This is a genomic window from Nocardioides sp. B129/18, assembly GCF_055282735.1.
This window is the reverse complement of sequence record NZ_JBUZJI010000026.1, coordinates 37,910-51,719: the sequence shown is the minus strand read 5'-3', so window position 1 is coordinate 51,719 and position 13,810 is coordinate 37,910. Positions and strand designations below refer to the sequence as shown.

General features: G+C 73.0%; 11 protein-coding genes. 7 read left to right on the top strand and 4 right to left on the bottom strand.

Annotated elements, in window-relative coordinates; genetic code table 11:
- The first annotated feature begins 192 nt into the window (after positions 1 to 192).
- Complete coding sequence (locus tag ACZDWJ_RS16380; protein WP_463522613.1) at positions 193 to 1,458, top strand: YibE/F family protein; 1,266 nt, start codon at positions 193 to 195, stop codon at positions 1,456 to 1,458.
- Positions 1,459 to 1,461: 3 nt separating this feature from the next.
- On the opposite strand, the gene ACZDWJ_RS16375 is transcribed toward ACZDWJ_RS16380, so the two are convergent.
- Both ACZDWJ_RS16375 and ACZDWJ_RS16370 read right to left on the bottom strand, forming a co-directional pair.
- Positions 1,462 to 2,559: a potassium channel family protein gene (locus ACZDWJ_RS16375; protein WP_463522611.1), complete on the bottom strand. Its 1,098-nt coding sequence runs from the start codon at positions 2,557 to 2,559 to the stop codon at positions 1,462 to 1,464.
- A gap of 9 nt (positions 2,560 to 2,568) precedes the next feature.
- A complete protein-coding gene (locus tag ACZDWJ_RS16370) occupies positions 2,569 to 3,588 on the bottom strand; it encodes a YihY/virulence factor BrkB family protein (RefSeq protein ID WP_463522609.1) in 1,020 nt (339 codons plus the stop codon).
- A gap of 18 nt (positions 3,589 to 3,606) precedes the next feature.
- On the opposite strand from ACZDWJ_RS16370, the gene ACZDWJ_RS16365 reads away from it, so the two are divergent.
- A complete protein-coding gene (locus tag ACZDWJ_RS16365; protein ID WP_463522607.1) occupies positions 3,607 to 5,325 on the top strand; it encodes an acyl-CoA dehydrogenase family protein in 1,719 nt (572 codons plus the stop codon).
- Between the two features lie 61 nt (positions 5,326 to 5,386).
- Here the strand turns inward: ACZDWJ_RS16365 and ACZDWJ_RS16360 are convergent, their stop codons facing one another.
- Positions 5,387 to 6,745: a cation:dicarboxylate symporter family transporter gene (locus ACZDWJ_RS16360; RefSeq protein WP_463522605.1), complete on the bottom strand. Its 1,359-nt coding sequence runs from the start codon at positions 6,743 to 6,745 to the stop codon at positions 5,387 to 5,389.
- A gap of 84 nt (positions 6,746 to 6,829) precedes the next feature.
- On the opposite strand from ACZDWJ_RS16360, the gene ACZDWJ_RS16355 reads away from it, so the two are divergent.
- Positions 6,830 to 8,497: a sensor histidine kinase gene (locus ACZDWJ_RS16355; protein WP_463522603.1), complete on the top strand. Its 1,668-nt coding sequence runs from the start codon at positions 6,830 to 6,832 to the stop codon at positions 8,495 to 8,497.
- The gene (locus tag ACZDWJ_RS16350) at positions 8,494 to 9,207 is read left to right on the top strand and encodes a response regulator (protein ID WP_463522601.1); all 714 of its coding nucleotides are present in this window, start codon (positions 8,494 to 8,496) and stop codon (positions 9,205 to 9,207) included. The genes ACZDWJ_RS16355 and ACZDWJ_RS16350 overlap by 4 nt, the downstream gene beginning before the upstream one ends.
- An 88-nt stretch (positions 9,208 to 9,295) precedes the next feature.
- Here the strand turns inward: ACZDWJ_RS16350 and ACZDWJ_RS16345 are convergent, their stop codons facing one another.
- On the bottom strand, positions 9,296 to 10,738 hold the full coding sequence (locus ACZDWJ_RS16345) for a glycine hydroxymethyltransferase (RefSeq protein ID WP_463522599.1): 1,443 nt from the start codon (positions 10,736 to 10,738) through the stop codon (positions 9,296 to 9,298).
- A gap of 398 nt (positions 10,739 to 11,136) precedes the next feature.
- Between ACZDWJ_RS16345 and ACZDWJ_RS16340 the strand changes: the two genes are divergently transcribed.
- The 3 genes from ACZDWJ_RS16340 to ACZDWJ_RS16330 are packed head-to-tail and all read left to right on the top strand — an operon-like array spanning position 11,137 to position 13,798.
- The gene (locus ACZDWJ_RS16340; protein ID WP_463522597.1) at positions 11,137 to 12,858 is read left to right on the top strand and encodes a nitrite/sulfite reductase; all 1,722 of its coding nucleotides are present in this window, start codon (positions 11,137 to 11,139) and stop codon (positions 12,856 to 12,858) included.
- A complete protein-coding gene (locus ACZDWJ_RS16335) occupies positions 12,855 to 13,058 on the top strand; it encodes a hypothetical protein (RefSeq protein ID WP_463522595.1) in 204 nt (67 codons plus the stop codon). Before ACZDWJ_RS16340 ends, ACZDWJ_RS16335 begins: the two co-directional genes overlap by 4 nt.
- Positions 13,055 to 13,798: a phosphoadenylyl-sulfate reductase gene (locus ACZDWJ_RS16330; protein ID WP_463522593.1), complete on the top strand. Its 744-nt coding sequence runs from the start codon at positions 13,055 to 13,057 to the stop codon at positions 13,796 to 13,798. Before ACZDWJ_RS16335 ends, ACZDWJ_RS16330 begins: the two co-directional genes overlap by 4 nt.
- Positions 13,799 to 13,810 lie beyond the last annotated feature (12 nt).

Genomic DNA, 13,810 nt, shown 5'->3' with positions numbered 1-13,810 from the left:
CGCGTCGACGACTGGACCGGCCAGGGCGTCCACGCGCCGATGCACGTCGGCACCAAGCGCACCAGCGGCTGCGTGAAGATCCTGCGACTGCGTGGGGGTCGCTTCGCCCAGGTCTCCCCCGGCGACTTCCTCTGCGGCGGCCTGATCGCCACCGGCGTCGGCGACTGACCGGCCTGCCCCCAGACTGGTGCCATGGGCGCAGGGCACGGGCACGGTCACGACATCGATCCGGCGCACGCCGCGCACCGACGTCCCCCCTCCGCGAGCCGCCGAGGAGGACGCCGCGCGCGGCGTCCCGATGCCGGGTTCGACGTCGCCCCGGGACCGCGTCGCGTGCTGCTGGGCGTCCTCGCGCTCGCCCTGATCGCCACGCTGGTCGGCCTCGTCACGCTGTGGCCCGACGGCGATCGCGTCCGCGAGATCCGCAGCCAGACCTCCTTCGCCGCGCCCGGCGTCACCTACCCCTCCGGCGAGGTCGAGTCGACCTCGAAGGACGCCCTGCGGGTGCGGGTGGTCGACGGCCCCGATGCCGGCACGGTCGTCAGCGTCGACGTCCCGCCGGAGGTGGCGCGCTCCGGCCTCTCCCGCGGCGACTCCGTGCGCCTCATCGCGACGCCGGGCCAGGACGGGCAGCCCGACCGGTTCTCCTACTTCGGCACCGAGCGCGGCTCGACGCTGTGGCTGCTCATCGCGCTGTTCGCCGTGGTGGTGATCGGCGTCGCACGGTGGCGCGGCCTGCTGGCGATCGGCGGTCTCGCGCTCGGCGGTGCGGTCATCTGGTGGTTCATGCTGCCGGCGCTGCTCGTCGGCGAGTCGGGCGTCCTGGTGGGCCTCACCGGCTCCGCGGCGATCATGCTCGTCGTGCTCTACAGCACCCACGGCGTCTCGATGCGCTCCAGCGCGGCCCTGGCCGGCACCCTCGCCGGGCTCGGTGCGACCGCGGCCCTCGCCGTCGTCGCGATCGGCGCCACGCACCTCACCGGCATCAGCGACGAGAGCGGTGGCGTCCTGGCCTCCTACGCCGGCGACCTCAGCTTCCAGGGCCTGCTGGCCTGCGCGATGATCGTCGCCGGCCTCGGCGTGCTCAACGACGTCACCATCACCCAGGCCTCGGCGGTGTGGGAGCTGCGCGGGGCCTCGGCGTCGATGAGCCGCACCGCGCTGTTCCGCAGCGGCATGCGCATCGGGCGCGACCACATCGCCTCGACGATCTACACGATCGCCTTCGCCTACGCGGGCGCGGCGCTCACGGTGCTGCTGGTCATCCAGCTCTACTCCCCGCCGCTGGCCGAGCTGCTGACCACCGAGGAGATCGCCCAGGAGATCGTGCGGACGCTCGTGAGCAGCGTCGGGCTGGTGCTGGCCGTGCCGCTGACGACGCTCGTGGCCGTCCTGACCGTGCCCGGACCTCGCGGCACGGGGTCCGAGATCGCCGAGCAGCCGAGGTCTGCCGCCTGAGGATCAGTCCCCGTCGGCGAGCTCCTCGCCGTGGGTGCCCGGGCGCGGGGCCCAGGGCAGCTCGCGGGCCGGCCGGACGACGACGAGCCGGTCGCCGCGCGCGAGCTGGGTGACGACGGGGTCGAAGTAGCGGTAGACCTTCTCGTCGCGCACGACCGCGATGACCTGGTCGGGCAGGGTCTGCGGCTGACGTCCGACCTCGGAGACGAGCAGGTCGCGCTCGGCGACCTCCAGCCCGTCGCCGTAGGTGAGCAGGTCCTCCATGACCGACCCGAGGGCCGGCGACATCGAGGAGAGGCCGAGCAGACGCCCGACGGCGTCGGAGCTGGTGATGACGGAGTTGGCGCCCGACTGCTTCATCAGCGGCACGTTCTCCTGCTCGCGCACCGCCGCCACGATCCAGGCGTCCGGGTTGAGCTGCCGCACGGTGAGGGTGGCGAGCACGTTGGAGTCGTCGCGGTCGGTGGTGATGATGACCTGGGACGCCGCGGCCACCCCGGCGCGGGTGAGCACGTCGCGCCGCGTGGCGTCGCCGGTGACGACGACGAAGCCGTCGGCGTGGGCGTCCTCCAGGGCCACCCCGCTGGGGTCGACGACGACGATCGCCTCGCGCTCGAGTCCGTTGTTGAGCAGCGTCTCGACGGCGCTGCGACCCTTCGTGCCGTAGCCGATGACGACGACGTGCTCGCTCATGCGCTTCCTCCAGCGGGCGACTCGGACCATCTCGCGGCCCTGGGAGGCCAGCACCTCCAGCGTCGTGCCGATGAGGAGCACCAGGAAGGCGATGCGGGCGGGGGTGATGATGAAGGCGTTCAGCATCCGGGCGTGCGGCGCGACCGGGGCGATGTCGCCGTAGCCGGTCGTGCTCAGCGTGACGGTCGTGTAGTAGATCGCGTCGACCAGGTCGACGTGCCCGGACGGGTCGTTGTTGTCGCGGTAGGCCGCGCGGTCGAACCAGACCAGCAGCACGGTGCCGACGAGGATGGCGGTGGCCAGCAGCACCCGTCGTCCCAGCTGCCACCACGGCGAGCGGGTGCGCGCCGGGAGGGAGACCCGGCCACGGTTGCCGACCGAGGGCAGCGGAGCGGGGTCGAGGGCCACGCGGGCAATCTAGGCCATCGTCGACGGCGCGGCCGGATCGGCGGTGACATCGGCGGTGGGGTCGACGGCGGCCCGGGCCCGCGCCGCGCGCGGCCAGATGCGCTCGACCGAGGCGTTGACCGCCGCGCCGATGAGCACCGCGATGGCCAGCAGGTAGAGCCAGATCAGCACCGCGATCGGGGCGGCGAGCGGACCGTAGACCGAGCGGGAGTCCGAGGCGGTGACGGTGAGGACGTAGCGCAGCCACGACGAGCCGACCAGCCACGCCACGAGGGAGAAGACCGCGCCGGGCACCATGTAGCGCCACGCCGTCGGCACCGGGATCGACACGTGGTAGAGCGTGGCCAGGAAGCACACGCACAGCACCACGACCACCGGCCAGTAGAAGGTCATGAGCACGTCGGCGCGGTCCGGCAGCCACCGCGAGACCAGCGAGGGCCCCGCCACGACGAGCGGGATCGTCACCACGCCGGTGACGATGGCCAGCAGGTAGAGCACGAACGAGAGCGCCCGGGCCCGCAGGATCCCTCGCCGCCCGCCGAGGCCATGCATGATCGTGATGGTGTCGACGAAGACGTTGAGCGCCCGCGAGCCCGACCACAGCGCCAGCACGAAGCCGACCGAGATGACGTCGAAGCGCCCGCCGCGCAGCACGTCGTCGATGGTGGGCGCGATGACGTCCTGCACCGCGGAGTCGGTGAGCAGGCGGGAGGCGAGGTCGAGGATCGAGGTGCGGATCTGCTCGACCTGCTCCGGGGAGAACCGGCTGGTGACGTAGCCGATCGCGCCGGCCAGGGCGAAGATCAGCGGCGGCACCGACAGCACGGCGAAGAACGCGGCCTCGGCCGCGAGACCGGTGACGCGGTAGCGCAGGCAGGACTCCACGGTGGAGACGACCAGCCGCCACGTCTGGTGTCGGGCCCGCGCCGCACGCGGCCTGACCCAGGTCCCGGTGCGGACGGCGCCGTCGAGGAGACGGGTCGTGCGGGACATCCGGGAGGCGTCGCCCACCGTCTCGGAGTCCGCCATGCGTCGTACGGTAACCGCATGAGTGCCCTTGATCCGGGAGCCCGGCCCGCGTCCGGTCCCGAGTCCGACACCGCGTCCCGACCCTCGCGCGCCGAGCTGCGCCGCTCGACGAACCAGGCCCCACCGCTGGTGGGCCACAACGTCGTGCTCGCCGACCTCGCGCTCACCGAGGCCGTCGCCCGGCACGGCGCCCCGGAGGTCGTCGACGCGCTGGTGCCGCTGGGCGCCGAGGCCGGCTCGGAGGAGGCCCGCGAGCAGGGGCGGCTCGCCAACGAGCACCACCCCGTCCTCACCCCGTTCGACCGGTTCGGCAACCGCGTCGACGAGGTGGAGTTCCACCCGGCCTGGCACTGGCTCATGGAGCGCTCCATCGGGCACGGCCTCGGCGCCAGCGCCTGGCAGGACCAGGCCGACGGCGATCCGCACGCCCACGTGCGGCGCGCGGCGGGCTTCATGGCCTGGGGCCACACCGAGCCCGGGCACGGATGCCCGGTGTCGATGACCTACGCCTCGATCCCCGCGCTGCGCGCCGACGACGCGATCGCCAAGGAGTGGTCGCCACTGCTCTCCTCGCGCGTCTACGACCCCGGCGTCCGCGCTCGCGAGCACAAGCTCGGCGCCCTCGCCGGCATGGGCATGACCGAGAAGCAGGGCGGCTCCGACGTCCGCGCCAACGTCACCCGCGCCGTGCCGGACGGCGACGGCTACCGCCTCTACGGACACAAGTGGTTCACCTCGGCCCCGATGAACGACGTCTTCCTCGTGCTCGCCCAGGCCGAGGGCGGCGTCACCTGCTTCGTCGTGCCGCGCGTGCTCGAGGACGGCACCCGCAACCAGCTCGACGTCGTGCGCCTCAAGGACAAGCTCGGCAACCGGTCGAACGCCTCCTCCGAGCTCGAGCTCGACGGCACCTGGGCCCAGCGCCTCGGCGACGAGGGCCGCGGCGTGCGCACCATCATCGAGATGGTCGCCGCCACCCGCCTCGACTGCGTCCTGGGCTCGGCCGCGCTCATGCGCAAGGCGGTGTCCGAGGCCTCGTGGCACGTCGCGCATCGCTCCGCCTTCGGCTCGGTGCTGGCCGACAAGCCCCTGATGCAGAACGTCGTCGCCGACCTCGCCGTCGAGAGCGAGGCCGCCACCGCGCTGGCGATGCGCCTGGCAGCGGCCGTCGACCGTCCGCACGACGCGCACGAGGCCGCGCTGCGTCGCCTCGCGCTGCCGCTGGCGAAGTTCTGGGTGTGCAAGCGCACGCCGGCGATGGTCGCCGAGGCGCTGGAGTGCCTGGGCGGCAACGGCTACGTCGAGGAGTCGGGCATGCCGCTGCTCTATCGGGAGGCGCCGCTGAACTCGGTGTGGGAGGGCTCGGGCAACGTCAACGCCCTCGACGTCCTGCGCGCGCTGGGGCGCGAGCCCGAGGCCCTGGACGCCTGGATCACCGAGGTCGGCCTGGCCCGCGGCGCCGACCGCCGTCTCGACGCCGCCATCGACGACGTCCTGGCGCTCCTGGGCGTGCTGATGGGCGACCCGTCGGCGATGGAGCGCTCGGCACGCCGCCTCGCCGGACGGATGGCCTCGGTGCTGCAGGGATCCCTGCTGGTGCGGTTCGCACCGCCCGAGGTCGCCGACCTGTTCTGCGGCTCGCGGCTCTCCCCGGCCTACGACGCCACGTACGGCGCGCTCGACGCCGATCCCGCCGACCTGCGTGCCGTGGTGGAGCGCACGACGCCGCGCCTGTGAGCACGACGACGCCGGCGGCCGGGACCAGGGTCCCGACCGCCGGTGTGCGCCGTGCCTGCGCTCAGCGCAGGACCGCGTCCGGCTGGCTGGGCGGCACCGCCGGTGCCGGGGCGCCGTGCCCGTCGTCGATCATCGTGGCCTCGTCGAAGGGCTCCTGACCGGCGAGCACCCGGTCGAGGCGCTCGCGGTCGATCGTGCCGGTCCACTGGCCGATCACGACGGTGGCGATGGCGTTGCCGGCGAAGTTGGTCAGCGCACGCGCCTCGGACATGAACCGGTCGATGCCGACGATGAGGCCGACGCCGTCGACCAGCTCGGGCCGGTGGGAGGACAGGCCGCCGGCCAGCGTCGCCATGCCGGCGCCGGTGACGCCCGCGGCGCCCTTGGAGGCGATCATCATGAACAGCAGCAGCGAGACCTGCTCGCCGATCGACAGCGGGTCGCCCAGCGCCTCGGCGATGAACAGCGAGGCCATGGTCAGGTAGATGGCGGTGCCGTCGAGGTTGAAGGAGTAGCCGGTCGGCACCACGACGCCGACGGTGGCCTTGTCGACGCCGGCGTGCTCCATCTTCGCGATGAGCCGCGGCAGCGCGGACTCCGAGGACGACGTCGAGAGGATCAGCAGGAACTCACGTCCGAGGTAGCGCAGCAGCGAGAAGACGTTGACGCCGGTGGTGACCCGCAGCATCAGGCCGAGGACGACGAACACGAACAGCGCGCAGGTGATGTAGAAGCCGATCATCAGCACCGCGAGGCTGCGCAGGGCGTCGACGCCGGTCTCGCCGACGACGGCCGCGATCGCGCCGAAGGCGCCGATGGGGGCGGCCCACATGATCATCGAGAGCACCCGGAAGACCACGCGCTGGATCGAGGTGACGCCGCGCAGCACCGTGGCGCCGGCCGGGCCCATCTGCTGCAGCGCGAAGCCGATGAGCAGCGCGACGAGCAGCGTCTGCAGCACCTCGCCGGAGGTCAGCGAGGACACCATCGAGGTCGGGATGATGCCGAGGAGGAACTCGGTGGTGCTCCCGTGCCCGGCCTTGGCCTGCTCCTGGCCGGCGCCGGCGAGCGCGTCGGTGATGCGCAGGCCGTCACCGGGGTGCAGCAGGTTGCCGACGACGAGGCCGATGCCCAGCGCGATGGTGGAGAAGGCCAGGAAGTAGGCCAGGGCGAGGCCGCCGACCTTGCCGACCTTGGCGGCGCTGGCCACCGAGCCGACGCCGATGACGATCGTGCAGAAGATGACCGGCTGGATCATCATCTTGATGAGGGCGACGAACGCCGTGCCGAGCGGCTTCAGCTCGACCGCGACGTCCGGCGCGGCCAGGCCGACCACGATGCCGAGCGCGACGGCCGCGATCACGGCCAGGTAGAGGTAGTGGGTGCGGCTGCGCGGCGCGGCCGTCTGCGGGGTGCTCATGGGAGCACCCTCCGACGTGAGGTGACGCGCGTCACGCTTGTGGTCGTTGTGGTCGCGCTCACGGCCGTGGGCCAGGATGGGCCCATGCCGCCCCCGCCCGCCTCCGCTCTGCCACGGGCGCCAGGGGCGCCGGAGGCGCTGCGGACCTCGCGATCCTCCTGGCTGCGTGGCCGGGCCTCGGGCTGGTCGGTCGCCCTCCAGGTGCTGGTGCTGCAGGCCGTCGTCGTGCTCGTGCTGGTGCTGGCCTCCCTCGCGCTGGCCGCCGTCGACGCGCGGCGCGACGCCCGGGCCACCGCCACCGAGCGGGCCCTCGCGGTGGCCCGCACGCTGGCCGACTCCCCCGCGCTGCTGAGCGCCCTCGACGAGCCGCAGCCCAGCGTCGAGATCCAGCCGATGGCCGAGAAGGTGCGTCGCGACGCCGCCGTCGACTTCGTGACCGTGATGTCACCGGACCGCATCCGCTACAGCCACCCCGACCCGGCCAACATCGGACGTCGATTCATCGGCGACGTCGGCGGCGCCCCCGAGGGCCGGGTGTTCACCCAGGAGTACGCCGGCACGCTCGGTCCCTCGATGCGCGCGGTCGTCCCGGTGCAGGACGCCGCCGGCCGTGTCGTGGCCCTCGTGGCCGTCGGCATCACGATCGACCGCATCGATCGCCAGCTCGTCGACGACCTCCTGCCCATCGGCCTCGCCGCCCTGGCGGTGCTCGCCGCGGGCGTGCTCGGGGCCGCGCTGGTGGCGCGCCGGCTGCGCCGCCAGACCCACGGGCTCGGCGAGCGCGAGCTGACCCGGATGTACGAGTACTACTCCGCGGTGCTCCATGCCGTGCGCGAGGGGCTCCTCCTCGTCGACGCCGAGGGCCGCGTGCAGCTGGTCAACGACGAGGCCCGCCGGCTGCTCTCGCTCCCCGAGGACGCCGCCGTGCTCGGCCGCGAGCTCGGCGAGCTCGGACTGGCCCCCGGCCTCGTCGCCGCCGCGCGGGGCGGAGCGCCCGCCGACGACGAGCTCTACCTGGCCGGCGAGCGGATGCTGCTGGTCAGCTCGGCGCCGGCCGACTGGGACGGTCGCACCGTCGGCGCCGTCGTCACCCTGCGCGACCACACCGAGCTGCGCGGCGTCACCGGCGAGCTCGCGGCCGTGCGGCGGCTCACCGAGTCGCTGCGCGCGCAGAACCACGAGTCCGCCAACCGCCTGCACACCGTGGTGTCGCTGATCGAGATGGGTCGCCCCGAGGAGGCGGTCGACTTCGCCGTCGAGGAGCTCCAGGTCGCCCAGCTGCTCACCGACCGCCTGGTGGCCGCCGTCGACGACCCCGTCGTCGCGGCCCTGCTGCTCGGGAAGACCGCCGACGCCGCCGAGCGCGGCATCGAGCTGGAGATCGACGGCGCCCTCCCGGCGTCGAGCCGCCTGCCCCACCGCGACCTCGTCACCGTGCTCGGCAACCTGGTCGACAACGCCTTCGACGCCGTCGCCGACCTCCCGGTGGGCCGGCGGCGGGTGCGCGTCGACCTGGCGCCCGACCGCCTCGCGGTCGGCGACAGCGGCCCCGGCCTGCCCGACGAGGACGTCGACCGCATCGTCGAGGCCGGGTGGACCACCAAGGTCGCTGCCGACGACGCCACGGGGCGCGGCGTCGGCCTGGCCCTGGTGACCCAGGTGGCCCGGCGCCACGACGCTCGGCTCGAGGTCGGCCGCAGCCCCCTCGGCGGCGCCGAGCTGGCCGTGGCCTGGCCGGAGGAGCGATCGTGAGCGACGCCGCGGACGTGCGCGTGCTCGTCGTCGAGGACGAGGACCTCGCGGGCGAGGCGCACGTCGCCTACGTCGACCGCCTGCCCGGCTTCGCCGCCGTCGGGCTGGTCCGCTCGGCCGGCGAGGCGCTGCGCGCCCTCGACGCCGCCCGAGCCGCCGGCGAGCCCGTCGACCTGCTGCTCCTCGACCTCCACCTCCCCGACGGCCACGGCCTGGTCCTCCTGCAGCGGGCGCGCGCCGCGGGGCACCTCTGCGACGTCATCGCGGTCACCTCGGCCCGCGACGCCGACGTCGTGCGACACGCGGTGGCCCAGGGGGTCGCGCTCTACCTCCTCAAGCCCTTCACCTTCGCGACCTTCCGCGCCAAGCTCGAGCAGTACGCCGCCTACCGCGCCGGCTGGCAGCGCACCGGCTCCGGCGAGGTCGCGCAGGGCGACGTCGACGCCCTGCTCGGCGCTCTGCGTCCTGGCCGCGCCGAGGAGCGCGCCGCGGTCCCGAAGGGCATGTCGCCGGAGACCCTGAGCCAGGTGGTGGAGTCGCTGCGCGCCGCTGGGGCCGCACTGTCGGCCTCGGAGGTCGCCGAGCGCGTCGGGACCTCACGGGTCACCGCGCGCCGCTACCTCGAGCACCTGGCCGACGCCGGTCAGGCCGAGCGGCGTCCGCGCTACGGCAGCGCCGGACGTCCCGAGCTGGAGTACCGCTGGCGCTGATCGGCTCGGGGCCGCGCACCCCTCGCACGCACGACGGCGGGCGGTGCGCCGGAGCGCGCCGCCCGCCGTCAGGCCGGGAGCCGAGACCTCAGCTGAGGTCGATGCCCGGGTAGAGCGGGTGCTTGTCGAGCATCTCGGCCGAGGCCGCGCGCACGCGGTCGGCGACCCCGTCGGCGAGCACGTAGGACGCCTTCGACGGGCCGCCGGCCTTCGTCGTGCCGGGGGTGGTGTTCGAGAGGACCTCGACCATGAGCTCGGCGACCTTGTCGAACTCGTCGTGGCCGAAGCCGCGGGTGGTGAGCGCCGGGGTGCCCAGGCGGACGCCGGAGGTGTACCAGGCGCCGTTGGGGTCGGCGGGCACCGAGTTGCGGTTCGTGACGACGCCGGCGTCGATGAGCGCGGACTCCGCCTGGCGGCCGGTGAGGCCGAAGGAGCGGACGTCGAGCAGCACCAGGTGGTTGTCGGTGCCCCCGGTGACCAGGTTCGCGCCGCGCTTGAGGAAGCCCTCGGCCAGCGACTTCGCGTTGTCGGCCACGCGCTGGGCGTAGCCCTGGAACTCCGGCTGACGGGCCTCGGCGAAGGCGACGGCCTTGGCGGCCATCACGTGCGAGAGCGGGCCGCCGAGCACCATGGGGCAGCCGCGGTCGACCGACGGCGCGAGCTCCTCCTGCGCGAGGACCAGACCGCCGCGCGGGCCGCGCAGCGACTTGTGCGTGGTGGAGGTGACGATGTGGGCGTGCGGGACCGGGTCCTCGTCGCCGCGGAAGACCTTGCCGGCCACCAGGCCGGAGAAGTGCGCCATGTCGACCATGAGCGTGGCGCCGACCTCGTCGGCGATCTCGCGCATCTTCGCGAAGTCGATGCGGCGCGGGTAGGCGGAGTAGCCGGCCACCAGGATCAGCGGCTTGAACTCGCGGGCCTTCGCGGCGATGGCGTCGTAGTCGACCAGCCCGGTGGTGGGGTCGGTGCCGTACTGCTGCTGGTGGAACATCTTGCCGCTGATGTTCGGGCGGAAGCCGTGGGTGAGGTGACCGCCGGCGTCCAGGCTCATGCCGAGCAGGCGCTGGTTGCCCAGCTCCTTGCGCAGCGACTCCCAGTCGGCCTCGGTGAGGTCGTTGACGTTCTTGGCCTGGGCCTTCTCCAGCCAGGGGCCCTCGACGCGGTGGGCGAGGATCGACCAGAAGGCGACGAGGTTGGCGTCGATGCCCGAGTGCGGCTGCACGTAGGCGTACTCGGCGCCGAAGAGCTCGCGGGCGTGCTCGGCGGCCAGGGTCTCGACGGTGTCGACGTTCTGGCAGCCGGCGTAGAAGCGGTGGCCGACGGTGCCCTCGGCGTACTTGTCGCTGAACCAGGTGCCCATCGTCAGGAGCACGGCCGGCGAGGCGTAGTTCTCGCTGGCGATCAGCTTCAGGGAGCTGCGCTGGTCGGCGAGCTCGGCGCGGGTGGCATCGGCGATGCGGGGCTCCACCGAGGCGATGACCTCGAGAGCGTGGGCGTAGGCGCTGCTGGTGAGGGCGTCGATGTCGGCCATGGCACCAGAGTAGTGAGGGTCGGCGACGATGCTGAAAGCAGCGCGCAGGCGCGGACACCGGCCCGCTGCGCACGCTCGCGACGCTCCGATCCGCCGCCCGGTGGTCCGGTCCGGCCGTGTGACGTGGGACTCACGCACCTGCCGTTCACGCGGGCGAAACACGATGGTCGTCCCAGATCGCGGACTTTCGTCTCACATCACGGGATTTCATCTTGTGAGGGGCCCGTCCACGTCGTGAGACTCAGGGACGTGATCAGCGCTGCGACCCAGGTCTTCCTCGTGGTTCGACGCCACGTCGACCTCGGACGCACCCGCAGCATGATGTGTCGCGCTTCCTAGTCAGACCATCCGACCCAGGCCGATCCCCCGGCCGCGCCAGGAAGCAGCCAGAGCAGACGATGAGCGACCTCCGCTACACCGCCAAGCGAGCCGAGCACACCGAGATCCCCCGCCCCAAGCGCGGCGAGGGCCAGTGGGCGCTGGGCTACACCGAGCCGCTGAACAAGAACGAGCAGTCCAAGAAGGACGACTCCCCGCTCAACGTCCGCGATCGCATCCTGCACATCTACTCCAAGCGCGGCTTCGCCTCCATCGACCCCGCCGACCTGCGCGGGCGCTTCCGGTGGATGGGTCTCTACACCCAGCGCGCCGAGGGCTTCGACGGCGGCAAGACCGCCACCGTGCCCGAGGAGGAGCTCGACGCCGAGTTCTTCATGATGCGCGTGCGCTCCGACGGCCGCCTGCTGGCGCCGCGCACGGTGCGCGCCCTCGGCGAGATCGGCCGCGACTTCGCCCGCGACACCGCGGACGTCACCGACCGCGAGAACATCCAGTACCACTGGATCCGCGTCGAGGACGTCCCCACCATCTGGGAGCGGCTCGAGGACGCCGGCCTGTCGACCATGGAGGCCTGTGGCGACTCCCCGCGTCCCTTCCTCGGCTCGCCGGTCGCCGGCGTCGCCGCCGACGAGATCATCGACGGCACCTCGGCGCTCGACGAGATCGCCCGCCGCTACCTCGGCGACCCCGACTTCGCGAACTTCCCTCGCAAGTTCAAGACCGCGCTGACCGGCCACCCCAGCCACGACGTCTCGCCGGAGACCAACGACATCTCCTTCGTCGGCACGGTCCACCCCGAGCACGGCCCCGGCTTCGACCTCTGGGTCGGCGGCGGCCTGTCGACCAACCCGATGCTCGCCCAGAAGATGGGCGTCTGGATCCCGCTCGCCGACGTCCCCGACGTCTGGGAGGGCGTGGCCTCGATCTTCCGCGACTACGGCTACCGGCGCCTGCGCTCGCGCGCCCGCCTGAAGTTCCTCGTCGCCGACTGGGGCGTGGAGAAGTTCCGCGAGGTGCTCGAGAAGGAGCACCTCGGCCGCGCGCTGGTCTCCCTCGACTCCCCCGCCTCGCCGGTGGGCCACCGCGACCACATCGGCGTCCACGAGCAGAAGGACGGCCTGCGCTACGTCGGCGTCGCCCCCGTCGTCGGCCGCGTCTCGGGCAGCCTGCTGATCGACCTGGCCGACGTCATGGAGGCGCACGGCGTCGCCGGTGCCCGCCTGACGCCGTACCAGAAGATCGTGCTCATCGGCGTCGCCCCCGAGCAGGTCGACTCCCTGCTCGCCGAGCTCGACCGCATCGGCCTCTCCGCGCGCCCCTCGGCCTGGCGCCGCAACACGATGGCCTGCACCGGCATCGAGTTCTGCAAGCTGGCCATCGTCGACACCAAGAACCGGGCCCGCGACCTCGTCACCGAGCTCGAGCGCCGCTTCCCCGACCTCGACACCCCCATCACCGTCAACGTCAACGGCTGCCCCAACGCCTGCGCTCGCACCCAGATCGCCGACATCGGCCTCAAGGGCCAGCTGGTGATGGACGGCGACCGCCAGGTGGAGGGCTTCCAGGTGCACCTGGGCGGCGCCACCGGCCTCACCGCGAACTTCGGCCGCAAGCTGCGCGCCCACAAGGTCACCAGCGCCGGTCTCGACGACTACGTCACCAGCCTCGTGAACCACTACCTCGCCGACCGCGCCGAGGACGAGACCTTCAGCGCCTGGGTGCACCGCGCCGACGAGTCGCTCCTGCGCGGCGAGGCCGCCACCGCCGGAGCGCGCGCATGAGCGGCCGCGCCGTGCCCTTCCACTGCCCGTTCTGCGGCGAGGAGGACCTGCGTCCGCACGAGGTCGTCTCCGCCGACGGCGAGGTCTCCTCACCCCACGGCTCGTGGGAATGCCGGGCCTGCCTGCGGGCCTTCTCCCTCAAGCTGCTCGGCCTGCTGCGGCCCGGCGGCGTCACCGCGACGGAGGGAGCACCCCGATGATCAGCACCACCGCAGCCGCCCGCGAGTACCGCGGCACGGAGACCGAGGGCCGCTCGCCCGAGGAGCTGCGCGACCTCGTCAGCCACTGGGGCGCCGAGCTCGAGCTGGCCCCCGCCGAGACCATCATCGAGTGGGCCGCCGCCACCTTCGGCGAGCGCTTCTGCGTCACCTCCTCGATGGGCGACGCCGTGCTGTCCCACCTGGCCGCCAGCGTCGTGCCCGGCATCGACGTGGTCTTCCTCGACACCGGCTACCACTTCATCGAGACCATCGGCACCCGCGACGCCGTCGAGGCGACGCTCCCGGTCAACCTGATCACCATCACCCCCGTGCAGAGCGTCGCCGAGCAGGACGCCGAGCACGGACCGGAGCTCTTCCGCACCGATCCCGACCTGTGCTGCAAGCTGCGCAAGGTCGAGCCGCTCGCGCACTCGCTCGACGGCTACGACGCCTGGGCCACGGGCCTGCGTCGATCCGAGACCCAGAACCGCGTCATCGCCCCGGTCATCGGCTGGGACGCCAAGAAGCAGAAGGTCAAGGTCTCCCCCATCGCCCGCTGGACCGATGAGCAGGTCGAGCGGTACATCGCGGACAACGGCGTCCTGGTCAACCCGCTCGTCTACGACGGCTACCCGTCCATCGGCTGTGCCCCCTGCACGCGTCGCGTCGCCCCCGGCGACGACCCGCGCAGCGGCCGCTGGGCTGGCACCACCAAGACCGAGTGCGGGATCCACGCATGAGCCTCGGCTCCT